A 20,403-nucleotide genomic window follows, 5' to 3' on the forward strand; every position below is an offset into this window, starting at 1 on the left:
TTCCGCGTAGCCCTAAAGACGCGTCGGATTTACCCGCCTTGCCGCGTTCGCCTTTTGTGCCTAGCGTGGGGCAATGCCGCCCGATCCGCTCTCCCTCCCCGCGATCCACGCGAGCCATGTCGGCATCTGGATCGCCGACGCATCGGGCCGCGTCCAGCGCGTCGGACGCGGCGAAGCGATCGCGGCGGTCGCCGCAACCCCGCATGTCCTGCTCGGCGCGACGCTGACGGGCGACCGGCTGGGCTATCCCGAGCTGTCGGGGCTCGATCTGCTCGAACTCTTCGCTTTCCTGTTTCCCGCGCGCTTCGCGGTGCCGACGCCGGCGGGGATCGCCGCCGCGATGGGCATCGCCCCGCCCGATAGCGAAGCCGATGTTGCGGCGTTCCTGCCGCGCGCCGCCGCCGCGATGCTCGATCGCGCGGGCGATGCCGCGTGGCCCGAGCGCGAGGGCGCGTGGCACGGCCTGCAGGCGCTGTCGCGCCAGCGCTGGCCGTGGGCGCCGCTGCTGCAGCCGCGCATCGGCGCGCCCGAACGCAGCGAGCGCTGGCTGTTCGCGCGGCTGCCCGAATGGGAGGAAGCTGCCCCGCGCCCGCAGCCGCGCCAGGTAACGGTCAATCCCGACGATGTGACCGCCCGGCTCGACCGGCTCACCGGCGATGGCGCCGAACGCCGTGCGGGGCAGCGCGACTATGCCCGCGCCGCGACCGCGATCTTCGAACCGCGCGAACGCCGCGACCGGCCGCAGATGCTGGTCGCCGAGGCGGGCACGGGCATCGGCAAGACGCTGGGCTATCTCGCCCCCGCCAAGCAATGGATCGATCAGTCGGGCGGCAGCGTCTGCGTGTCGACCTATACCAAGGCGCTGCAACGCCAGCTGGCGCGCGAGACCGAGCGGCTATACCCCGATGCCCGGACGCACCGCGAAAAGGTGGTGGTGCGCAAGGGACGCGAAAATTATCTCTGCCTGCTCAACCTGGAGGATGCGCTGCAAGGCGGCTTTTCGGGCCGCGCGGCCGTTCTGGCGCAGCTCGTCGCGCGCTGGGCCGCGTATACGCGCGACGGCGACATGGTGGGCGGCGATCTGCCCGGCTGGCTCCCCGCGCTGTTCCGCCGCAACGGCACGACCGCGCTGACCGATCGGCGCGGCGAGTGCATTTATGCGGGCTGCCCGCATTTCCGCAAATGTTTCATCGAACGCTCGACCCGCTCGGCAGCGCAGGCCGACATCGTCATTGCGAACCATGCGCTGACGATGGTGCAGGCCGCACGGCCCCGCGACGGCGGCGCCCCCGCAACGCGGCTGATCTTCGACGAGGGCCACCATCTGTGGGATGCCGCCGACAGCATGTTCGCCGCCGCGCTCACCGGGCAGGAAGCGATCGAGATCCGCCGCTGGGTGTTGGGGCCGGAGGGCAAGTCGCGCGGCCGCCGCCGCGGTCTCGCGGCGCGGCTGGCCGACGTCGCAAGCTATGACGAGGCCGGCGACACGGCGATTCAGGCGGCGATCGAGGCGGCGGGCCAGCTTCCCGGCGACGGGTGGCTCGCGCGCATTGCCGAGAACGACCCTTGGGGCGCGATCGAGCGGCTGCTCGTCGCCGCGCGCGGGCAAGTCTATGCACGCGGCGCCGATCCGAAAAATGCCGACAGCGGCTATGGCCTCGAAACCGAACTTGCCGATCCCGGCCCCGATCTGGTGGCGGCTGCCGCCGACGCGAGCGATGCGATCGAGGCGCTGCTGCGGCCGCTGATGGCGCTCGGCAAGCGGCTCGACGCGTTGGTCGACGATCCGCCCGACTGGCTCGACGGACAGGCCCGCGCCCGTGTCGACGGCGCCCGCGCCAGCCTCGGCACGCGCATCGACACGCTCGGCGCGTGGCTGTCGCTGCTCGGGCGCGTCGGCGGCCCGGCCGACCCCGACTTCGTCGACTGGCTGGCGGTCGACCGCTTCGACGGGCGCGAATATGATATCGGTCTGCACCGCCATTGGCTCGATCCGGCGCGCCCCGTCGCCGACATCGTCTACGCGCCGGCGCAGGGCGTGCTCGTCACCTCGGCGACGTTGCGCAGCGGCGCGCAAGCGACCGACGATGCAGGCAGCGGCTGGACCGACGCGGACATCCGCACCGGCGCGCGGCACATCGACGGCGGCGTCCGCCATTTCGCAGTGCCAAGCCCCTTCGACTATGCGCGGCAGGCCGAAGTGCTGATCGTTACCGATATTGCGCGCGGCGATCTCCCCGCCCTCGCCGGCGCCTACAGCCGCCTGATCGAGGCGTCGGGTGGCGGTGCGCTCGGCCTGTTCAGCGCGATCCGCCGGCTGCGCATCGTCCACGCCCGCATCGCTGACCGGCTCGCGCGCGCCGGACTGCCGCTCTATGCCCAGCATGTCGATCCGCTCGACACCGGCACCTTGGTCGACATTTTCCGTGCCGATCCGCACGCCTCGCTGCTCGGCACCGATGCGCTGCGCGACGGGGTCGATGTGCCGGGTGAATCGTTGCGGCTCGTGGTCATGGAGGGGGTGCCGTGGCCGCGTCCCACCATCCTCCATGCGGCGCGGCGCGCGGCGCAGGGCGGCGGCGCCTATGACGACGCCGTCATCCGGGCGCGCATCGGGCAGGCGTTCGGCCGCCTGATCCGCCGCGCCGACGATTTCGGACAGTTCGTCATGCTGTCGCCCAGCTTTCCGTCGCGGCTGCTCAGCGCTTTTCCCGCCGGGACGCCGATCCGCCGCCTGCCGCTCGACGAGGTCGTGAACCATGTTGCGGCGGCGAACGGCGAACAGCGAAAAAGAGCGTTTGCTGCCTTTTCACCGTCATGAGTTTCCGGCAGAAGGCAGCGCAGCAAGGCTATTGGGCTCGGGGGCTGGCGCAGCGGCGCGGGGAGAGATTTTGAAGACTTTGACTATCCTGCGTCATGCGAAATCGGGCTGGGACGCGACCGTCGAACGCGACTTCGACCGCCCGATCAACGCGCGCGGCCGCCGCGGCGCCGAACTCGTCGGCCAATATGCAAGGCGGCAGGCGATGGCGATCGACCGCATCATAGCCTCGCCCGCTGTGCGCGTGACCGAAACGCTCGATCTGTTTCAACCCGCCGCCGGAATCGACGCAATCGAACCCGATTGGGACCGCCGCATCTATCTTGCCTCGTCGGCGACGCTGATCGATGTAATCCGCGACATCGGCAAGGACTCGCAGAATTTGCTGATCGTGGGCCATAATCCGGGGCTGGAGGACCTGATCCTCGAACTCGTCCCCGAATCGCCCGACGACGAACTGCGCGCCAAGGTCGAGGAGAAACTGCCGACATCGGCACTCGCCCGCCTCGAACTCGATATCGCCGACTGGCGCGACCTCGATACAAAGAGCGCGCGTTTCGTCGCCTTCATCCGGCCGCGCGACCTCGACGCGTCGCTGTCCCCCGCGATGGACGACGACTGAGGGGATTTGGCGGCTTCGAGGTGGGAAGCGGTAATTTTTGACCCAACCTCCAGTATCAACCCTTTCAGGCCTTCGTGCGTGTCACCTCACCGAACCAATCCCATGCACGTTCAGTGACACCGTTCGCGGTATGCGACTTGTGGCTGGACATGTCGGAAGGTGGATACAACCAGACGGTCCTCGGTGACATGCCCGATGACGTCAATTCGTTTCCCGCCGAATCATAGTCTTTTGTAAAGACCAGATCGCCGTCCATTATCTCCAGTATCTCTTTGATCGCGCCAACGGCAATACGAACGGCACGCTGGTCTTCATTCAACTCGCCCTGCCCAAATCGCCAACCCTCAATATGGGTGTGACTGATTTTCGTAGAAAGCATGATCTCGCTCTCTAGGATATGCGCGTTTAGACGCTCCAATGCACTGCAGGGCGACTGCCAAGAGTACCTCAACGAACCGTTGTTCAGGCGAATGATCTCAACTTCCCGGGCGGGAAGAAAAATTGCCGCCGCGGGAATGAACAGCTGTTCAATCCTGTTTGTTGGTTCGAGCGCTTGCATCTGACAAGCATTGCATCTCCTGGTGAAGGGAGTCCTAATTGCCAGGCACGATCGCGATCGTTCCCAGCCGCCCAAATTTCCCGATGCCAGCTCAGGCTAACACGTCGTGAGACCGAGCACGCCCCGATGCGGGTGCAGCGCATAGCCTTCGCCCTTGATCGTGTGCAGCATCGGCCAGTCGAAGCCGCGGTCGATCTTGGCGCGCAGCCGCGCGACATGAACTTCGACGCGGTTGGTGCCGGGATCGAAGTCGATCCGCCACACCGCCTTGAGCAGCGCGGCGCGCGACATCGGGCGGCCGGGAACGCGGGCGAGATGGGCGAGCAGGTCGAATTCGCGCTGCGGCAGGCGGATCAGCTTTCCGGCGCGCTCGACGCGGCGGTCGATCAGGTCGATGCGCAGATCGCCCGCACCAAGCTGCCCGGCGGCCAATTGGCTGCGCCGGAGCAAGGCCGCGATCCGCGCCGCCACCTCGGGCAGGTTGCCGCGCCAGCCGAGCGCGTCGTCGGCGCCGCCGGCAAGCGCCGTCAGCCGGGCGGCGGGCGAATCGCGATCGGTCAAAACGAAAAGCGGCCGGCGTCCTGCGACCGAGCGCGCGAGACGGACGGCCGCAAGCGCATCGGCCGCCGCGGCGCCAGCCGATGAGCCCAGGAGCAACAGATCGAAACACTGGCTGAGCCAGGGGCGCAGCCCCGCGTCGGGGTCGGGCAGAATGTCGACCGCACAGCCCGCCGCGACCACCGTCGCGGCGATCCGTGCCGCCACGGCAGGCTCCGGATGATAGAGGGCGACGAGCAACTTCGTGTCGCTTTCTGCCGCCATCCCCGATGGATGCATCGTTCGCCCCTGCCGTGACGCAACTTGTTGTCGCGCCGCCGCCCCACCGGCATTGCACCGCCCCCCTGCTGTGCTAACCGGTAGCCATGACCAGTATCGAATTGCTTGACAGCACCTTCGCCACCCTGCCCGACCTCGTTCGCGCCCACGCCGCCGAACGTCCCGATGCCGTAGCGGCCGCAGACCCGGCGCGGCGATTGAGCTGGTCCGAACTGGATCAGATGGTCGACCGAATCGCCGCGCGGCTGCAGCAGGACGGACTGGCGAAGGGCGACCGGACGGCGATTGCGGGCCTGAACAGCGTCGAACAGATGGCGGTCATTCTCGGCACACTGCGGGCCGGCGGCGTTGCCGGGCTGATCACCAACAGCGCCACGGGCGAACAGATGGCGGCTATGATCGCCGATACCGGAGCGCGTCACCTGTTCCTCGACAGCGCGGCGTCGGCAAGCCTCGAAGGCCAGACCGTCACCGCCAGCGATCGCATCGCGATGGACGGCAGCGACGTCGGCGTCGCGCTGGACGAATGGATGGCGCCCGTAGGCACCACGCCTGCGGCGGTCGCGATCGATCCGCTCGACGGATTCAACATCATCTATTCGTCGGGGACGACCGGAACGCCGAAGGGGATCGTCCACAGCCATGCGATGCGCTGGCAACACATCCAGCGCGGCGTTCCGGCCTATGGGCCGGACGCGGTGACGATCCTGTCGACGCCCCTCTATTCGAACACGACGATGGCGAGCTTTCTGCCGACGGTCGGTTCGGGCGGGCAGGTCGTGCTGATGAAGAAATTCGATGCGCGCGGCTTTCTGGAACTGGCAGAGCGCGAACGCGCCACCAACACGATGCTCGTTCCCGTCCAGTATCGCCGCATCATGGCACTCGACGATTTTGACCGCTTCGACCTGTCCAGCTTCGTGATGAAATATTGCACCTCGGCGCCCTTCGCCGCCGCACTCAAGGCCGATGTGTTGAAGCGCTGGCCGGGCGGCCTCGTCGAAATCTATGGCATGACCGAGGGCGGCGCGGCCTTCATCCTCGAGGCGCATCAATTCCCCGACAAGCTGCACACCGTCGGCAAGCCCGCACCGGGCCATATCGCTAAGGTCATCGACGAAGAAGGCCGGGAATTACCGCAAGGGTCGGTCGGTGAAATCGTCGGTCGCAGCCCGGCGATGATGACCGGCTACAACAACCGCCCCGATGCGACCAAGGCCATGCACTGGCACGATGCGGAAGGGAATCTCTTCTATCGTCATGGCGACATCGGCCGCTTTGACGAGGACGGTTTCCTGACCTTGATGGACCGCGCCAAGGACATGATCATTTCGGGCGGGTTCAACATCTTCCCAAGCGACCTCGAGGCGATCCTGCTCGCCGACGACCGCGTGGTCGAAGCGGCGGTGGTCGGCATGCCGAGCGAGGAGTGGGGCGAAACCCCCGTCGCTTTCGTTGTGCTGAAACCCGGCGCCGATGCGGAAAGCGTGCGCGCCGATTGCAACGCCAAGGTCGGCAAGACCCAGCGGCTGAGCGCGATCACCACCGTCGACGAACTGCCGCGCAGCCCGATCGGCAAGGTGCTGAAACGCGAATTGCGCGACGCCTACGCCCGGTAGACGGAGCGCGAATTGTTCAGATGGGGCGCCGCTGTCTCAGCGCAGCGCCGCGGCCAGCCGCTCGCGCAGTGCCACCAGCGCGGCGACCGGAATACCCTTCGCTTCACTGTGCGACGCCCGCGCGACCGGGACGTCGCGGGATATCGCGGCAGCGCCGTCGGGTTCCGACGACAGCGCCTTGCGGGCGCCATCGACCGTATAGCCCTTAACGTGAAGCAGGTGATGGATGCGTTCCGCCAGCGCAATATCGTCGGGCCGGTAATAGCGCCTGCGGCCCGACCGCTGGAGCGGCCGAAGCTGGGGAAAGCGCGTTTCCCAGTAGCGCAGGACGTGGGTCGGCACCCCGATACGGTCTGCGAGCTCGCCAATGGCAAGCATCGCTCCGACCGCCTTGCCGTCCCCGTTGCGGCTATCGTGATCGCCCATCGGATACGACCGGCTTATTTGCCCGCAACGCGGGCGCGCATCGCCTGGCTGGCGCGAAAGGTCATCACCCGGCGCGGCAGGATCGGAACCTCGATCCCCGTCTTGGGATTGCGGCCGACGCGTTCGGCCTTGTCGCGCAGCACAAAGGTGCCGAAGCCCGAAATCTTCACATTCTGGCCCGCGGCCAGCGCGTCCGACATATGCGCGAGAATCGATTCGACGATCGTCGCCGATTCGTTTCGCGACAGGCCGACCTGCTGATTGATGCGCGCGGCAATGTCGGCGCGGGTAAGCGTTCCTGCTGTCATAATTGACCCCTCCCCTCCTGAAGCGGATGCACAAGAGGAACCCAGACAGCCCCCACCGTCGCGAGTCCCGGGATTATATGTAACAAAAGCGAATTAATCCGCCAAACTTAAACGGATGGAGCGTGGAGTTGATGCGACGAGCGTCGAAAGCCCGTTCGTGGACTGCAAAAACTAGACGCGCAGGACCGCCGCACCCCAGGTAAAGCCGCCGCCCATGGCCTCCAGCACGACCAGATCGCCGCGCTTGATGCGCCCGTCGCGCACCGCAAGGTCGAGCGCCAGCGGGACCGAGGCCGCCGACGTATTCGCATGCTGATCGACCGTCAGCACGACATGGTCGGCGGGCAGGCCCAGCTTTTTCGCAGTTGCGTCGATGATGCGCTTGTTCGCCTGATGCGGAACGACCCAGTCGATATCCTCGGCTTTCAGCCCGACGTCGGCCAGCACCTCGCCCAGCACATTGGCAAGATTGGTGACGGCATGGCGGAACACTTCGCGGCCCTGCATCCGGACATGGCCAACGGTGCCGGTGGTCGAGGGACCGCCGTCGACGTAGAGCATGTCGCAATATTGCCCCTCGGCGTGCAGCCGCGTCGCGAGGATGCCCTGGTCGTCCGCAACGTCCTTTGCCGACAACACCACCGCCCCCGCACCGTCGCCGAACAGGACGCAGGTCGTGCGGTCCTCCCAATCGAGGATGCGACTGAAGGTTTCGCTGCCGATCACCAGCGCATGTTCGGCCGCGCCGGTGCGCAGCATCGAATCGGCGACCGAGACGGCATAGAGAAAGCCGGAACAGACCGCAGCCACGTCGAACGCGATGCAGTCTGGCGCGCCGAGCAGCGCCTGGACCTTGGTGGCGGTGGCGGGGAAGGTGTTGTCGGGCGTCGCGGTCGCGACGATGATCAGGCCGATGTCCGCAGGCGACAGACCCGCCGCCTTCAGCGCCTCACGCGCCGCATCGGCGCCCAGCGTCGCGGTCGTTTCATCGGGTTCGGCGATATGGCGAAAACGGATGCCGGTGCGTTCGACGATCCATTCGTCGCTGGTATCGACGCGTTCGGCGAGTTCGGCGTTGGAAACGCGGGTGCGCGGGAGCGCCGAGCCGGTGCCGGCGAGGACAGCGCGCCGGGTCATGCCGCGGCGTCGCTGCGGAAATTGGCAAGATCCTCGGTCACCTGGCGTGTAATGTCCTTTTCGACGAGTTCGGCGCACAGATGCACGGCGTTCGCGACGCCCTTCGCATCGGCGCTGCCGTGGCTCTTGAGTACCACGCCGTTGAGGCCGAGGAACACCGCGCCATTGTGATTATTGGGGTCGAGATGGTGGCGCAGCAATTCGGTCGCCGGCCGCGAGATCAGAAAACCGATCTTCGACCGCACCGACGAGGTGAAGGCGCGCCGCAGCAGATCGGTCACGAACCGCGCGGTGCCCTCGATCGTCTTGAGCGCGATATTGCCCGAAAAACCGTCGTGGACGACGACGTCAACGTTGCCGCGCGACAGCTTGTCGCCCTCGATGAAACCCGCGAACTCCATCGGCAGCCCGGTGGCATCGCGAAGGATCGCGGCGGCGTCGCGAATTTCGTCGGTGCCCTTGAGCTCTTCGGTGCCGATATTGAGCAGCGCGACGCGCGGACGCTCCAGCCCCATCGCGGTGCGCGCATAGGCTGCGCCCATCACCGCGAACTGGACGAGATTGTTGGCGTCGCAGTCGGTGTTCGCGCCGAGATCGAGCATGACGACGTCATTGTCGCCAAGCGACGGCAGCAGTGCCGCGAGCGCGGGTCGGTCGATGCCGGGCATGGTGCGCAGCGCCAGCTTCGACATCGCCATCAGCGCGCCGGTGTTGCCCGCCGAAACGGCGCCGCCGGCATCGCCGCGCTTCACCGCATCGATGGCGAGCCCCATCGAGCTGCCGCGGCCGCTCCGCAGCGCCTGGCTGGGCTTGTCCTCGCCGGACACGACCTTGTCGGTGTGGATGATGTCCGACGCGGCGCGCAGATTGGGGTGGTTGTCGAGCGCAGCCTTGATCTGCTGCTCGTCGCCGACGAGCAGGAACCGCAGGCCGTCGTGCCGGTGGCGCGCCATCGCCGCGCCGGCGAGCATCACGCGCACGCCGACGTCACCGCCCATCGCATCGATCGCGATTCGCGGTGTAAGGCTCATACCAACGCCCTCCGGCTAATGCTTAGGCGCCAGCCGAAACCACTTCGCGGCCGTTATAATGGCCGCAGGCGTTGCAAAGGTTGTGCGGACGCTTCAGTTCGCCGCAGTTCGGGCATTCCTGATAGGCCTCGACCTTCAGGCTGTCGTGGCTGCGACGCATGCCGCGCTTCGAGGGCGAGGTTTTTCGCTTGGGGACGGCCATTTTAAATCCTGCATTCTCAAATGTTTATACGAATCGGCAAACCCGGTGTTGTCACCCCCCGATGCCGGGGAATGACTGGCCCGCCCGCCGCGCCGAAAACCATAACTGCTTTGGAACTGCAGTATAATCTTCCGCCGGAAGGTGCCTCAACGCCTGATGGTGTCGGGTGCCGGATCGGGCGCGGCTATAGCGTTTTTGCCCGCAAAGGCAACCCCCTCGCCGCGCGTCGGAACCCGGGCGGATGCACCTTCCCCGTCGCCCCTTGCCGCGGACGCGCGCCGGTGCCACATCTGCACCCGGTCGCGCCAGCACGAGCGCCGGCCGATAACAAGAGGGGGAATTTCATGTTCATGTTGCCGATCAGCCTGACCATCGCCGCGGGCGCCGCCCTGCTCAACCTCTGGCTCGCGACCCGCGTCGGGCGCGTGCGCGGACAGGAAAAAGTCTCGATCGGCGACGGCGGCAACGACCGGCTGATTCGCCGCATGCGCGCACAGGCCAATTATGTCGAGAATACGCCCTTCGTCCTGATCCTGCTTGCGCTGGTCGAACTGGGGATCGGCTCGTCGATCTGGCTGTGGGCGGTGGGCGCGCTCTATCTCGTCGGGCGCATCCTGCACGCGATCGGCATGGACGGCATGATGTGGGGCCGCATGGTCGGCACCGTTATCACCATGCTGACCCTGCTCGGGCTTGCGATCACCGCGCTGCTCTCGGTCTACCTGACCCCGACGAAAATCGTCAGCACCGAAGTCACCGAAACCGTCGCCATCCAGCCGAAATGAAATAGCGCTGGCGCCGCGCGCGTAAGGGCGGCGCCTCAGCCGCCCACAACGCCATCGGCGACATAGGGGTTGGTGCGCCGTTCCTGCGCAAAGCTGCTGTGCGGACCATGGCCGGGCAGGAAGATGGTGTCATCGCCGAGCGGCCACAGCTTGCCGGTGATCGAATCGATCAGTTGCTGGTGATTGCCGCGCGGAAAATCGGTACGGCCGATCGACCCCTGGAACAGCACGTCGCCGACGATCGCGAGCTTCGAGGGGCCATGATAGAAGACGACGTGGCCGGGCGTGTGACCCGGACAATGGATGACGTCGATGGTCAGATTGCCGACTTTAACCGTGTCGCCATCGACCAGCCAGCGGTCGGGCTCGAACACCTCGCCCGTCATGCCGAAGCGCGCGCCATCCTCACCCAGCCGCTCGATCCAGAAACGATCGTCCTCGTGCGGCCCTTCGACCGGCACGCCCAATTCCCGGGCGAGCACCCCCGCCTGCCCGCAATGATCCATATGGCCGTGGGTGACGAGGATCTTTTCGACCTCCACCCCCGTCTGCCGGATCGCCTCGCGCAGCTTGGGCAGGTCGCCGCCGGGATCGACGAGCGCCGCCTTGTTGGTTTCGGTGCACCAAAGGAGGGTGCAATTCTGCTGAAAGGCGGTGACCGGGACGATGGCGGCCTTGAGCGGCGGATTGGGAGCGTTCATGCTCGCAGATGTGGGGAAATGCCGCGCAAATGGCAAGCAGGCGCGAGCCCCGAAAAAGAACCGCGCCGCGACCGATGCCGCTGCGTGAGGGCTTGAAGGTTCCCGGACAGTCCCCATTTACCCGGTGCGGGCCGGGCCCCTCTGGCGATCCCAGGATCGTGATGTCGGACCGCATCGAGCGTGCTCGGTGCGTGATCGGCCATGGCCTTCGCTCTCCGCGCACCCTCGATGGATCGAAATCTTTCCACGAGGTGACCATGACATCTGCCCACAATATGCCCTGCCCCATCTGCAAGGTTCCGCTCGCGATGAGCGACCGGCGAGGCGTTGAAATCGATTATTGCCCGCAATGCCGCGGCGTATGGCTCGATCGCGGCGAACTCGACAAGATCATCGAACGGAGCGCCGCCGAAGCCGCTCCCCGCCCGGCAGCGCCGCCGCCAGCTTACGGCCATGGCAACGACTATCGCCGCGGCTACCCCAAACGGCGCAAATCTTTCCTGGAGGAATTGTTCGACTGACTCCCGGCGACGGGCACGCCATCCGGGTGGCGCGTCCGTCGCATCCCGTGAACGACGGCAAGCCTCCAGCGGTTGGTCGCCGCCCTAACGCAGCGTCATCGTGTCGCCTTCGACATTCACCGCGGCGAGCTTTGCAAGATAGCTTTGGCCGAGCAGCGACACCCCCATATTGGCATCGACCACCGCCGCCTCGACATTGCGGATCGTGATTCCATCGACCTCGACACTGTCGAGAAGGACTGTCCGCATCGGCACCGTGCCGCCCGCGGTCTGGGCCGTGCCGCCGATCGGCAGACGGTCGACATCGATGCCGATCGCCTCGGCATCGTTCCGCGTCAGCGCGACGAGCGATGCGCCGCTGTCGACCAGCATGCGAACCTGCCTGCCCTGGACACGGGTGTCCGCATAGAAGTGCGAATCGGATGCCCGCCGGATCCGGACTTCGCTGGGCCGCGACGCGGCGTCGCTGGCAGTCACGGCGGCCTTATCGTGCGCGCCGGTCGTCCAGTTGCTCTCACCGGCATAAGGATCCGCAGGCGCTTTCGGCACATCGGCGACCTGCCGGCCGGCGATGCTCGCCATGCCGATCGATACGCCCGCGATCCCCGCTACCAGGGTAATGAAACGCCTCACCATGCCCGGTTTATTCGCAAATCGGGGTTGGAGAATGGTTAAATGGCGCCGCGATTTTGTGGTTCGGCAAGACCGCCTTCCGCCTGATCGATGAAGGCGCGCCATTGCGGCTCCCCGCCCCGGATGCTGTAGGCTATCCGCGCGCAGGCATAGGGGCGTCCCGGCCGGTTGTCGGCATCGAAGGCGGCGATTGGCCACAGGGGCTCGGCATCGGCGTGATCGGACCAGCAAACGATTGCCTCGGCCTCCTGCCCCGCATCGACCAGCGCCCGTTCGCCCGCATCGAGCGTGGCCGCGTCCCAACCCAAAATCACGCGCTGCAGCTTTGCCGGAGCGCGCAACGCTGATGCAAAGGGGCTTGTCTGTGCACCAAGCAGCCGTTCGACCCGCGCGCGGTCGGCGGTAGCCAGCCAGCGCCCGCCGAGCATCGGCACCCATTGCCGCGGATCGCGCGAGCGGAGTGCCGGAAACAACGCATCGGCCGCAGCGGCAAAGCGAGCCGTCCACGGCGAATCCGCGGCAAGCGGGCGAAGCTTCCATGCCGCCGGCGCGACATCGGCGCGCAGTTGCCGTTCCACCGGCCGGTCGCGAACCCTGTCCGCCATCACGATATCGAGCGTCGGCGCCGCATCGGCCGCGCATTGCACGCCCGTGCAGCGCGCCGTCAGCGCCGTCAGGTGCAGCCATTGCGGCATCGGCGCACGCGGCGCACCGGAATTTCCCGCATCGACAAATTCGCGCGAGGCCGGGTCGAAGACCATCCGCGCGGGCCCGCCGCGCATCGGCCGGCCCGGCACGTCGCCGCGATAGGCAATCGACACCCCGGCATAGATGGCGTCCACATCGGCGTAGAGGCGGCCGTTCCACGCGATGGCTTCCAGCCGCACGCAAAGCCCCGGCTCCGCCGCAGCGGCTTCGGCCAGCGTCATCGTGCGCGCATTATCTTCCGGGCAGGAGGCCGGACCGGCGGCGGCCAGCGCGGCGGGAGCAAGCAGGGCGAGCGGCGCGATCATCCTTCCCCTCTACCGCGCCCGCGCTGCACCGGTCATGAACCGGGCGAAAGAAGGGCGCTGCGCATCCAGGCGGGTGCTTTCGCCGGATCGATGCCCTCGACGCGCCGATGCTCCACCGACCAGCCGAGTTCGGGGTAGGCAATGATCTGACGCTTTTCGTCGGCTTCGGCGATCGGCACGACGACGAGCCGGCGATTGACCTTCTGCCGCCAATTCATCCGCGCGGTATTTTCCTGTCCGACGTAACAGCCCTTGGAAAAACTCACGCCGTTCAGTTCGGCGGCATTGCATTCGAGCCACAGCGTCGTGCCGTCGCCGAGTTCGGCCCGCCCTTCGGTGACGCCGAGCGCCAGGCGGTGCGCGCGCCATGCCGCCTCGACGCCCGCCGCGCCGTCTTCGTCGGCGGGAGCGAGCCAGCGCTGCCCGAGTTCGGCAAGCCGCGGGTCGACGACGCCAAGATCGCCCTCGGGCGCCCAATGAACCCGCAAAACCTCTTCGCGCTCGATCGTAATCGAGCGGCGCAGGCGATAGAGCGTCAGGCGCCGGGTCAGATCGTCGGCAGCCGCCGCTTCGCAATCGATCAGCACATCCGCCTCGTCGGCCCAGATCAGAAAGTCGAACAGCGCCTTGCCCTGTGCGGTCAGCAGCGCCGCCCATACCGGCAGATTGCCCGACACGTCATTGGTGACGAGGCCTTGCAGAAAGCCGCGGACATCGTCGCCCGACAATCGGATCAGCGCGCGGTCGTTGAGGGTGGTATTGGCCATGCCGATAATTTAGGGGCGGGGCAGCCAAAGCCAAGCCACGATTTGCCCGAGAGCCCGCCATGACCGATCGCCTGACCATCCGCCGCCCCGATGACTGGCACGTCCATCTTCGCGATGGCGCGATGCTGACGCATGTCGCGCCCTATACCGCGCGGCAGTTCGCGCGGGCGATCGTCATGCCCAATCTGTCGCCGCCGGTGACGACCGTGGCCGAGGGCCGCGCCTATCGCGAGCGGATCGTCGCGGCGATCCCCGCGGCGCTCGACTTTGCCCCGCTGATCGTCGCCTATCTGACCGACGGCACCGATGCCGAGGAAATGGCGCGCGGCCATGCCGAGGGCGTGTTCACCGCCGCCAAGCTCTACCCCGCGCATGCAACGACGGGCAGCGCCCACGGCGTGACCGATGTCGCGAACATCATGGGCGTGCTCGAACGCATGGCCGATATCGGCATGCCGCTCCTGATCCACGGCGAAGTCACCGACCATGACGTCGACATCTTCGACCGCGAGGCCGTGTTCATCGATCGCACGCTCGCGCCGCTCGTCGCGCGGCTGCCCGAGCTCAAGATCGTGTTCGAACATATCACGACCGCGGAGGCAGCGCAGTTCGTCGCCGATGCGCCCGCCAATGTCGCCGCGACAATCACGCCGCAGCATCTCCATATCAACCGCAACGCGATGCTGGTCGGCGGCATCCGCCCGCACGCCTATTGCCTGCCCGTCGCCAAGCGCGAGCATCACCGGCTCGCGGTGCGCGCCGCCGCGACTTCGGGCTCACCCAAATTCTTCCTCGGCACCGACAGCGCGCCGCACGCGGTGCATACCAAGGAAGCGCCGTGCGGCTGCGCCGGCATCTTCAACGCCCCCTTCGCGCTCGAAAGCTATATCGCGGCGTTCGACGAAGACGGCGCGCTCGACCGGTTCGAGGGTTTTGCGAGCGAACATGGCCCGCGCTTCTATGGCCTGCCGCTCAATCAGGGCACGATCACACTCGAACGCGGCGCGACCATGGTTCCCGACCGGATCGGCGATGTGGTGCCCTTCCATGCCGGCGAAACGCTCGGCTGGCGGATCGTCTAGGCCTAGGTAATCTAATGGGTCCTAGGCAATCTCGACCATCCGGTCGGCGCGCATCTTGCGCCACATGTCGAAACTGAACACCGCAATGCTGATCCAGATCAGCAGGAAGCACGCCAGTTGCACGGGCTTCAGCGGTTCGGCGAAGACAAACAGGCTGAGCAGGAATTGCAGCGTCGGCGCCAGATACTGGACGAAGCCGAGCGCCGCATAACTCATCCGCCGCGCGGCGGTGGCGAAAAGGAGCAGCGGTACCGCGGTGACGATGCCCCCCGCCATCAGCAGCAGGCTGATTTTCGGGTCCGATCCGAAACCGCGCCCGTCGCCTATCCACAGATACCAGGCCGACGCCGCGAGCGCCAAGGGCATGAGCAGCGTCGTTTCGATCGCGAGACCGGGCAATGAACCTACGGGCACCACTTTGCGCAGCAGGCCATAGAAGCCGAAACTGAAGGCGAGCGTCAGGCTGATCCACAACGTATCGAGCGCACCGCCGAGCAGGATCGCCACCCCGACGGCGGCGATCGCGACCGCCACCATCTGCAATCGCGACAGACGCTCGCCGAGGAAGACCATCCCCAGCATCACATTGACCAGCGGGTTGAGATAATAGCCAAGGCTGGCAGCGAGGACATGATCGGTGAAGATCGAATAGATATAAACGAGCCAGTTCACCGCGATCAGCACCGCGCTCGCCAACAGCATCCGAAGCACCCGCCAGTCGCGCAAGGCGACAAGATAGTCGGCGATCTGCCGCCGGAATGCCATGATGAAGAAACAGAGCGGCAGCGACCAGACGATGCGCTGCGCCAGCACCTCGACCGGCGGCACGCTCGCAAGCAGCTTGAAGAACAGCGGGACGAAACCCCAGATGCCATAGGCGGCGAGCGCGAAGGGCAAGCCGTTCTGCTGGCTCTCCGACGGAGCGGCGGGCGCGGGCATTCTATGCGCGTTTAGAGCAGACCGCCGCCGAGCATCAGCCGGACGACGCCGACGACGATCACGACGATGTTCAGATTGCGCCCGCTCGTGCGGCTCGACATCGCGCCGAGCGCGAGCCCGACCACGGCGATCGGGATGATGACCCAGTTCGCCCAGCCCAGAAACGGAATGAACGCGGGGATCGCGAGAATCAGCGCGACCAGACCGATGAAAATCGAAGCAATGTTCAGCATTTCCAATGTTTCGCACGCCGCCGGACGGCGGGCAAGTGCCTTTCGGTTCGTCGATGACGGCACTCGTTTCGTCTTGTTGCCGAAGGTTCATGCAACGCTGTGCGGACCCTTCTCGTTGTTTCGGGTGAAGCGCTCGTTCCCGAACGGTCGAGGCGCGAACCAGGAAAGGACAGGATATGGCTATTCTTACCAAAGGCATGATGGGCGCAATTGCGGCCGCCAGTGTCGTCGCGACCGCCCCCGCCTATGCCGGCATGGCAACCGCCATTCCGGCGCAGGGCTATCACAAGAGCGAAACCACGGCCGACTTTTACAAGCGCAAGCATCACGACCGCCGCTATTATGCGAGCCGCGACCAACGCGTCGGCGCCAACACGCGGATCTGGCGCGGTAACGACGGCCGATATTACTGCAAGAAGGATAATGGCACCACCGGCCTGCTGATCGGTGCTGCGGTCGGCGGCTTGGCCGGTCATGAAATCGCCGGCAGAGGCGACAAGCTGCTCGGCGTGGTCCTCGGCGCGGGCGCCGGCGCGCTCCTCGGCCGCGAGATCGACCGCGACAAATATCGCTGCCGCTAATTGACAGAAACCGTCCGGGTGCGGGTCCGAGACCCCTCCATCCGCACTCTGTGATGGCGAGGGCGTCGGTTCCGGCCGACGCCCTCAAGGCCGATCGCGCGCCCGCGGCGCGTGTTTCGGCTTGCCCGCCAGCCTGCTTTCTCCCAGAAGCGTCGGCCACTGCTGCGGGAGAATATCGATGCTTAACGGCCCCCTGCTCGTCACCGAGCGGCTGATCCTCCGCCCGCCCGCGGCCGAGGATTTCGACGCCTTCGCCGAAATGTGCGCCGAAGAGGAGACAATGACCTTCATCGGCGGCAGCTGCGCCCGATCGCAGGCGTGGCGCCAATGGTGTACGCTCGCGGGGGCATGGCATATCCGCGGCTTTTCGATGTTTTCGGTCCTCGAACGCGCAAGCGGCGAATGGGTCGGGCGGCTCGGCCCGTGGGAGCCCGACGGCTGGCCCGCGCCGGAGATTGCCTATGGCGTGCGCGCCAAATTCGCCGGAAAAGGCTATGCGTTCGAGGGGGCGGTCGCCGCCTGCGACTTCGCGGTCGAATTCCTTAAATGGCCCGAGCTGATGCACAGCATCGCTCCCGACAATGTCCGCTCGCAAGCGCTGGCCAAGAGGCTGGGCGCGACCAACAGCGGCCCGACGCACCTCCCCGCCCCGTTCGAACAGACCCGCGTCGATGCCTGGACGCAAAGCGCCGAGGCATGGCGGATCAAACGCAAGGAGTTCCAGCCATGAGCGATCGTCACATCGACCCCGAACGCGCGCAGTTCGACGCGTTCAAGGCGTTACCGCGCGATACGCCGATCCACATGCTCAACCTCGTCCGCTTCAAGGACAGGGCGACCTATCCCGACGATCACCCCCTCGCCGGCAAAGCGCTCACCGGCGCGGAAGCCTATGCCAACTATGGCAAGGACAGCAGCGCCGTCTTTTCGCGCGTCGGCGGCAGTGTCGTTTGGAGCGGCATGATGGAGGCGATGGTGATCGGCCCTCTGGCGGAGCATTGGGACGCGATGTTCATCGCCCACTATCCGAACAGCGGCGCTTTCATGGAAATGGTCACCGATCCGGTCTATCGTCAGGCGGTTGTCCACCGTCAGGCGGCGGTCGAAACCTCCCGTCTGATCCGCTGCGCGAGCAATCCGTCTCGGTCCGAGACAGTTTTCGGCTAACAAAGTCTTACCAATTAACGCTTTTTGCTCACATCTTCTTAACCAGCTTCCGGCAAGTCCGGGTGAGAGATTAAGGGAGTGTTAGCAATGATCGTCCGGGGAAAATGGCTGATTGCCGGCCTGCTGATGGCCGCGGCCCCGCTCGCGGGGTGCCGCGACAATCCGCAGGCAAAGGCCGACCTCAAACCGCTCGACGACGGGCTGACCAATGAAGACCCCGCGCTGAAGGGCGCGCTTGAAGACAAGATCATGGTCGATCCCAAGCTGGCCGGGCAGGCGAACCGCAATGCGGCGACCCCGGGCAACCGGCCCGTCGACGGCGGCGTTCCGGGCGTGGCGAGCGGCAAGGCGGCCGCGGCGGCCGAAGCGGCGGCGGCGCAGGCCGCGGGCAAGCTGCTCGCCGCGCCCAAGGCGCTGCCGTTCGAGGAAGGTTGCAACGGCGATTGCGCCGCCAAGCGCCCGGTCACCATCGGCGCGCTGGCGCGCGAACAGCAAAAGGGCAGCTGCGACGCCAAGCTGACCTACGGCAACCAGTGGGCCGACCGTCTGCCGCCCGCGTTCAAGCTCTATCCGCGCGCGACGCTGCGAGAGGCGGCAGGGGTGGCCGGCGGAAAGTGCAACATCCGCGTCGTCAATTTCCAGACCGCCGCCTCGATCCAGGGCGTTCTCGACTATTATCACACGATGGCGGTGCGTGCGGGTTATACGAGCGACCACCGCGTGCGCGGCAACGAACATATTCTGGGCGGAACGAAGGGCGATCTTGCCTATGTCCTGTTCATCCGCACCGATGGCGGGATGACCGACGTCGATCTGGTCGCGTCCGGCGGCAAATAACGCCGCATTCGCAGGCCAACAAAAAACCCCCGGGAGCGATCCCGGGGGTTTTTGTTGGCCGATGGCCGGGGCGGTCGATCAGACCTTGTCGCCAAGCGCGCCCTGCACCTTGCCTTTCAGATTCTGGGCTTCGCCCTTGCGTTCCTGAAGTTCGCCTTCGGCGCGCAGGCGTTCATTGTCGGTCGCCTTGCCGATCGCCTGTTTGGTGTTGCCGATCGCTTCGTTGGTCAGGCCTTTCGCCTTTTCCGTCAGTTCACCCATGGGGAGTCTCCTTTGCTGCAAGAGGCGATCGCGCCTTTTGTCAAATCAACGACTTGCCCCCGCGCATTGTTCCGTCGTCGCGGGACGAAACGAGACGAAGCGTCGACCGGACGGCTCAGGCAGCCCGCGCGTCCCGCTGCTGCATCAGCAGCGCGCGCAGGCCCATCCGAACCGGCGGCAGCGCGCCAAGCCGCAGCGCTGCATGGCGGAGCGCCATCGCCGGATGGCGGTCATCGGTGAAGAGGCCGACGATCGCGCGCGTCGCCTGAAACAGCGGCCAGGTCTCGGCACGATGCGCGGCGGCGTAGCGCGCAAGGCGGCGCGGGTCGCCGACATCCTCCGCCGACGCCAACAGCTTCGCGAGCCGGACCGCGCCCGCCAGCCCGAAGTTGAAGCCATGGGCGGTCACCGGATGCATGCCGACCGCCGCATCGCCGATCAGCACCGCACGCGGCGCCGCAAAGCGATGCGCAAATGTCGTCGTCAGCGGATAGGCGTGAAAATCGCTCGCCAACCTGACCGCGCCCCATCTGTCGCGCGTCATCGCCGCGATCCGGCGCGCCTTGGCCTCGCCGGATTCGGCCATGAAGGCGTCTGCGGCTTCGGGCGTCAGGGTGATGACTGCCGACGAAAGCCCCTCCCCCAGCGGCAGCATCGCGAGTGTGTGGTGCCGGGCGAACCATTCGGTCGCGATACCCGCCTTGCAGGGCGCGTGACCTACCCGGCCGACAAGCATCGTCTTGCCGACCGGCCTGACGTCGGCACCGATGCCGAGTTGGTCGCGTATCGCCGAAAAACGCGAGTCTGCCGCAACCAGAAGATCAGCCTCGATCGCAGCGCCATCGGCAAGCACCACGGTCACGCCGTCGCGGCCGGCGTGCACCCGTGCGACCGCGCGCCCGGCCATCAGGCTTATGTTGCCCCGTCCAGCAATGCTTTCGAACAGCGCCCGGCGCAAATGATGGTTCGACACGAGATGGCCGAGCGGCCGCGCGTCGTCGTCGCCCGGATCGATCCGCATCGCAAACCGCGCCCGGCCGCTCAGTACCTCGGCACGGTTCAGGCGGTGAATTTGGGCCGCCGGGATCCGCGACCAGGCATCCAGGTCGCGCAGCGCGCGCTCGGACCGGTGCGTCAGCGCAATCTCGCGCCCGTCGAAATGCGGTTCGGCCAGCGCGGCAAGCGGCGCGCGCTCGATCAGCGTAATCTCGGCGGGCGTATCCGCCAGCGCGCGCGCGAAACTCAGCCCCGCCGGTCCCGCCCCGACGATGACGATCCGGCGCCGCGTGCCACCCATGCCCATGCCTCCTTGTCAGAGACA

Annotated in this window: 25 protein-coding genes; 10 read left to right on the top strand and 15 right to left on the bottom strand. The window is 66.5% G+C overall.

Annotated elements, in window-relative coordinates; translation table 11 throughout:
* The first annotated feature begins 73 nt into the window (after positions 1-73).
* Together EBMC1_RS13140 and EBMC1_RS13145 are read left to right on the top strand one after the other, a co-directional pair.
* A complete protein-coding gene (locus tag EBMC1_RS13140; RefSeq protein WP_003047666.1) occupies positions 74-2,821 on the top strand; it encodes an ATP-dependent DNA helicase in 2,748 nt (915 codons plus the stop codon).
* A gap of 70 nt (positions 2,822-2,891) precedes the next feature.
* Positions 2,892-3,443, top strand: a complete 552-nt coding sequence (locus EBMC1_RS13145; protein ID WP_040590301.1) for a SixA phosphatase family protein — start codon at positions 2,892-2,894, stop codon at positions 3,441-3,443.
* 64 nt (positions 3,444-3,507) lie between these two features.
* Here the strand turns inward: EBMC1_RS13145 and EBMC1_RS13150 are convergent, their stop codons facing one another.
* Both EBMC1_RS13150 and EBMC1_RS13155 read right to left on the bottom strand, forming a co-directional pair.
* A complete protein-coding gene (locus tag EBMC1_RS13150) occupies positions 3,508-4,002 on the bottom strand; it encodes a hypothetical protein (RefSeq protein ID WP_003047673.1) in 495 nt (164 codons plus the stop codon).
* A gap of 96 nt (positions 4,003-4,098) precedes the next feature.
* Entirely contained in the window at positions 4,099-4,824 is a 726-nt protein-coding gene (locus EBMC1_RS13155) for a response regulator transcription factor (protein WP_003047675.1), read from the bottom strand.
* A 101-nt stretch (positions 4,825-4,925) separates the two neighbouring features.
* Here EBMC1_RS13155 and EBMC1_RS13160 point away from each other — a divergent pair, with 101 nt between their 5' ends.
* Complete coding sequence (locus EBMC1_RS13160) at positions 4,926-6,458, top strand: class I adenylate-forming enzyme family protein (protein ID WP_003047678.1); 1,533 nt, start codon at positions 4,926-4,928, stop codon at positions 6,456-6,458.
* Between the two features lie 36 nt (positions 6,459-6,494).
* On the opposite strand, the gene EBMC1_RS13165 is transcribed toward EBMC1_RS13160, so the two are convergent.
* The 5 genes from EBMC1_RS13165 to rpmF form a co-directional block, all read right to left on the bottom strand.
* Entirely contained in the window at positions 6,495-6,884 is a 390-nt protein-coding gene (locus EBMC1_RS13165) for a MerR family transcriptional regulator (protein WP_003047681.1), read from the bottom strand.
* A gap of 14 nt (positions 6,885-6,898) precedes the next feature.
* Positions 6,899-7,192, bottom strand: coding sequence for an integration host factor subunit alpha (locus tag EBMC1_RS13170; protein ID WP_003047685.1), 294 nt, complete (start codon positions 7,190-7,192; stop codon positions 6,899-6,901).
* 171 nt (positions 7,193-7,363) lie between these two features.
* The gene (locus EBMC1_RS13175) at positions 7,364-8,329 is read right to left on the bottom strand and encodes a beta-ketoacyl-ACP synthase III (RefSeq protein ID WP_003047689.1); all 966 of its coding nucleotides are present in this window, start codon (positions 8,327-8,329) and stop codon (positions 7,364-7,366) included.
* Positions 8,326-9,360: a phosphate acyltransferase PlsX gene (plsX, locus tag EBMC1_RS13180; protein ID WP_003047692.1), complete on the bottom strand. Its 1,035-nt coding sequence runs from the start codon at positions 9,358-9,360 to the stop codon at positions 8,326-8,328. Before plsX ends, EBMC1_RS13175 begins: the two co-directional genes overlap by 4 nt.
* A 22-nt stretch (positions 9,361-9,382) precedes the next feature.
* Positions 9,383-9,562 carry a 50S ribosomal protein L32 gene (gene rpmF / locus EBMC1_RS13185; RefSeq protein WP_003047695.1) on the bottom strand — a complete coding sequence of 60 codons (180 nt, stop codon included), beginning with the start codon at positions 9,560-9,562 and terminating at the stop codon, positions 9,383-9,385.
* Positions 9,563-9,906: 344 nt separating this feature from the next.
* On the opposite strand from rpmF, the gene EBMC1_RS13190 reads away from it, so the two are divergent.
* Positions 9,907-10,347 carry an MAPEG family protein gene (locus tag EBMC1_RS13190; protein WP_003047698.1) on the top strand — a complete coding sequence of 147 codons (441 nt, stop codon included), beginning with the start codon at positions 9,907-9,909 and terminating at the stop codon, positions 10,345-10,347.
* 35 nt (positions 10,348-10,382) lie between these two features.
* Here the strand turns inward: EBMC1_RS13190 and EBMC1_RS13195 are convergent, their stop codons facing one another.
* A complete protein-coding gene (locus tag EBMC1_RS13195; RefSeq protein WP_003047701.1) occupies positions 10,383-11,048 on the bottom strand; it encodes an MBL fold metallo-hydrolase in 666 nt (221 codons plus the stop codon).
* 257 nt (positions 11,049-11,305) lie between these two features.
* Between EBMC1_RS13195 and EBMC1_RS13200 the strand changes: the two genes are divergently transcribed.
* Positions 11,306-11,569 (top strand): TFIIB-type zinc ribbon-containing protein, encoded by a 264-nt coding sequence (locus tag EBMC1_RS13200; protein WP_040590302.1) that lies wholly within the window; start codon positions 11,306-11,308, stop codon positions 11,567-11,569.
* An 84-nt stretch (positions 11,570-11,653) separates the two neighbouring features.
* Here the strand turns inward: EBMC1_RS13200 and EBMC1_RS13205 are convergent, their stop codons facing one another.
* Genes EBMC1_RS13205 through ygfZ form a run of 3 tightly spaced genes read right to left on the bottom strand, consistent with a single transcriptional unit; the run spans position 11,654 to position 13,982 of the window.
* Entirely contained in the window at positions 11,654-12,205 is a 552-nt protein-coding gene (locus EBMC1_RS13205; protein WP_003047707.1) for a retropepsin-like aspartic protease family protein, read from the bottom strand.
* Positions 12,206-12,240: 35 nt separating this feature from the next.
* The gene (locus tag EBMC1_RS13210) at positions 12,241-13,215 is read right to left on the bottom strand and encodes a hypothetical protein (protein WP_003047711.1); all 975 of its coding nucleotides are present in this window, start codon (positions 13,213-13,215) and stop codon (positions 12,241-12,243) included.
* 32 nt (positions 13,216-13,247) lie between these two features.
* Positions 13,248-13,982, bottom strand: coding sequence for a CAF17-like 4Fe-4S cluster assembly/insertion protein YgfZ (ygfZ, locus tag EBMC1_RS13215; RefSeq protein ID WP_003047715.1), 735 nt, complete (start codon positions 13,980-13,982; stop codon positions 13,248-13,250).
* 59 nt (positions 13,983-14,041) lie between these two features.
* Between ygfZ and pyrC the strand changes: the two genes are divergently transcribed.
* Positions 14,042-15,064, top strand: coding sequence for a dihydroorotase (gene pyrC, locus EBMC1_RS13220; protein WP_003047717.1), 1,023 nt, complete (start codon positions 14,042-14,044; stop codon positions 15,062-15,064).
* 21 nt (positions 15,065-15,085) lie between these two features.
* Here pyrC and rarD read toward each other — a convergent pair whose 3' ends face one another.
* Positions 15,086-16,003, bottom strand: a complete 918-nt coding sequence (rarD, locus tag EBMC1_RS13225; protein ID WP_003047719.1) for an EamA family transporter RarD — start codon at positions 16,001-16,003, stop codon at positions 15,086-15,088.
* An 11-nt stretch (positions 16,004-16,014) separates the two neighbouring features.
* Entirely contained in the window at positions 16,015-16,236 is a 222-nt protein-coding gene (locus EBMC1_RS13230; protein ID WP_003047722.1) for a hypothetical protein, read from the bottom strand.
* Between the two features lie 176 nt (positions 16,237-16,412).
* Between EBMC1_RS13230 and EBMC1_RS13235 the strand changes: the two genes are divergently transcribed.
* From EBMC1_RS13235 to EBMC1_RS13250, 4 genes are all read left to right on the top strand, one after another.
* Entirely contained in the window at positions 16,413-16,817 is a 405-nt protein-coding gene (locus EBMC1_RS13235) for a glycine zipper 2TM domain-containing protein (protein WP_003047724.1), read from the top strand.
* Positions 16,818-16,995: 178 nt separating this feature from the next.
* Positions 16,996-17,547, top strand: coding sequence for a GNAT family N-acetyltransferase (locus EBMC1_RS13240; protein WP_003047726.1), 552 nt, complete (start codon positions 16,996-16,998; stop codon positions 17,545-17,547).
* Complete coding sequence (locus EBMC1_RS13245; RefSeq protein WP_003047728.1) at positions 17,544-17,984, top strand: DUF1330 domain-containing protein; 441 nt, start codon at positions 17,544-17,546, stop codon at positions 17,982-17,984. The genes EBMC1_RS13240 and EBMC1_RS13245 overlap by 4 nt, the downstream gene beginning before the upstream one ends.
* 87 nt (positions 17,985-18,071) lie before the next feature.
* Positions 18,072-18,821, top strand: a complete 750-nt coding sequence (locus EBMC1_RS13250) for a hypothetical protein (RefSeq protein ID WP_003047730.1) — start codon at positions 18,072-18,074, stop codon at positions 18,819-18,821.
* A 78-nt stretch (positions 18,822-18,899) separates the two neighbouring features.
* Here the strand turns inward: EBMC1_RS13250 and EBMC1_RS13255 are convergent, their stop codons facing one another.
* Together EBMC1_RS13255 and ubiM are read right to left on the bottom strand one after the other, a co-directional pair.
* Positions 18,900-19,082 (bottom strand): CsbD family protein, encoded by a 183-nt coding sequence (locus EBMC1_RS13255; protein ID WP_003047733.1) that lies wholly within the window; start codon positions 19,080-19,082, stop codon positions 18,900-18,902.
* A 115-nt stretch (positions 19,083-19,197) separates the two neighbouring features.
* Entirely contained in the window at positions 19,198-20,379 is a 1,182-nt protein-coding gene (ubiM, locus tag EBMC1_RS13260; RefSeq protein ID WP_003047736.1) for a 5-demethoxyubiquinol-8 5-hydroxylase UbiM, read from the bottom strand.
* Between the last annotated feature and the right edge of the window lie 24 nt (positions 20,380-20,403).

This window comes from Sphingopyxis sp. MC1 (assembly GCF_000371385.1).
Taxonomy (GTDB): domain Bacteria; phylum Pseudomonadota; class Alphaproteobacteria; order Sphingomonadales; family Sphingomonadaceae; genus Sphingopyxis; species Sphingopyxis terrae.

Excerpts from the sequence above, each read along its gene's own strand:
- EBMC1_RS13230 (WP_003047722.1), bottom strand. The coding sequence starts at position 16,236 with ATGCTGAACATTGCTTCGATTTTCATCGGTCTGGTCGCGCTGATTCTC.
- EBMC1_RS13205 (WP_003047707.1), bottom strand. The coding sequence starts at position 12,205 with ATGGTGAGGCGTTTCATTACCCTGGTAGCGGGGATCGCGGGCGTATCG.
- EBMC1_RS13210 (WP_003047711.1), bottom strand. The coding sequence starts at position 13,215 with ATGATCGCGCCGCTCGCCCTGCTTGCTCCCGCCGCGCTGGCCGCCGCC.
- EBMC1_RS13170 (WP_003047685.1), bottom strand. The coding sequence starts at position 7,192 with ATGACAGCAGGAACGCTTACCCGCGCCGACATTGCCGCGCGCATCAAT.
- EBMC1_RS13250 (WP_003047730.1), top strand. The coding sequence starts at position 18,072 with ATGATCGTCCGGGGAAAATGGCTGATTGCCGGCCTGCTGATGGCCGCG.
- EBMC1_RS13160 (WP_003047678.1), top strand. The coding sequence starts at position 4,926 with ATGACCAGTATCGAATTGCTTGACAGCACCTTCGCCACCCTGCCCGAC.
- EBMC1_RS13240 (WP_003047726.1), top strand. The coding sequence starts at position 16,996 with ATGCTTAACGGCCCCCTGCTCGTCACCGAGCGGCTGATCCTCCGCCCG.
- rpmF (WP_003047695.1), bottom strand. The coding sequence starts at position 9,562 with ATGGCCGTCCCCAAGCGAAAAACCTCGCCCTCGAAGCGCGGCATGCGT.
- EBMC1_RS13175 (WP_003047689.1), bottom strand. The coding sequence starts at position 8,329 with ATGACCCGGCGCGCTGTCCTCGCCGGCACCGGCTCGGCGCTCCCGCGC.
- plsX (WP_003047692.1), bottom strand. The coding sequence starts at position 9,360 with ATGAGCCTTACACCGCGAATCGCGATCGATGCGATGGGCGGTGACGTC.
- EBMC1_RS13150 (WP_003047673.1), bottom strand. The coding sequence starts at position 4,002 with ATGCAAGCGCTCGAACCAACAAACAGGATTGAACAGCTGTTCATTCCC.
- EBMC1_RS13245 (WP_003047728.1), top strand. The coding sequence starts at position 17,544 with ATGAGCGATCGTCACATCGACCCCGAACGCGCGCAGTTCGACGCGTTC.
- ygfZ (WP_003047715.1), bottom strand. The coding sequence starts at position 13,982 with ATGGCCAATACCACCCTCAACGACCGCGCGCTGATCCGATTGTCGGGC.
- ubiM (WP_003047736.1), bottom strand. The coding sequence starts at position 20,379 with ATGGGTGGCACGCGGCGCCGGATCGTCATCGTCGGGGCGGGACCGGCG.
- EBMC1_RS13190 (WP_003047698.1), top strand. The coding sequence starts at position 9,907 with ATGTTCATGTTGCCGATCAGCCTGACCATCGCCGCGGGCGCCGCCCTG.
- EBMC1_RS13235 (WP_003047724.1), top strand. The coding sequence starts at position 16,413 with ATGGCTATTCTTACCAAAGGCATGATGGGCGCAATTGCGGCCGCCAGT.
- pyrC (WP_003047717.1), top strand. The coding sequence starts at position 14,042 with ATGACCGATCGCCTGACCATCCGCCGCCCCGATGACTGGCACGTCCAT.
- EBMC1_RS13155 (WP_003047675.1), bottom strand. The coding sequence starts at position 4,824 with ATGGCGGCAGAAAGCGACACGAAGTTGCTCGTCGCCCTCTATCATCCG.
- EBMC1_RS13165 (WP_003047681.1), bottom strand. The coding sequence starts at position 6,884 with ATGGGCGATCACGATAGCCGCAACGGGGACGGCAAGGCGGTCGGAGCG.
- rarD (WP_003047719.1), bottom strand. The coding sequence starts at position 16,003 with ATGCCCGCGCCCGCCGCTCCGTCGGAGAGCCAGCAGAACGGCTTGCCC.
- EBMC1_RS13200 (WP_040590302.1), top strand. The coding sequence starts at position 11,306 with ATGACATCTGCCCACAATATGCCCTGCCCCATCTGCAAGGTTCCGCTC.
- EBMC1_RS13255 (WP_003047733.1), bottom strand. The coding sequence starts at position 19,082 with ATGGGTGAACTGACGGAAAAGGCGAAAGGCCTGACCAACGAAGCGATC.
- EBMC1_RS13140 (WP_003047666.1), top strand. The coding sequence starts at position 74 with ATGCCGCCCGATCCGCTCTCCCTCCCCGCGATCCACGCGAGCCATGTC.
- EBMC1_RS13195 (WP_003047701.1), bottom strand. The coding sequence starts at position 11,048 with ATGAACGCTCCCAATCCGCCGCTCAAGGCCGCCATCGTCCCGGTCACC.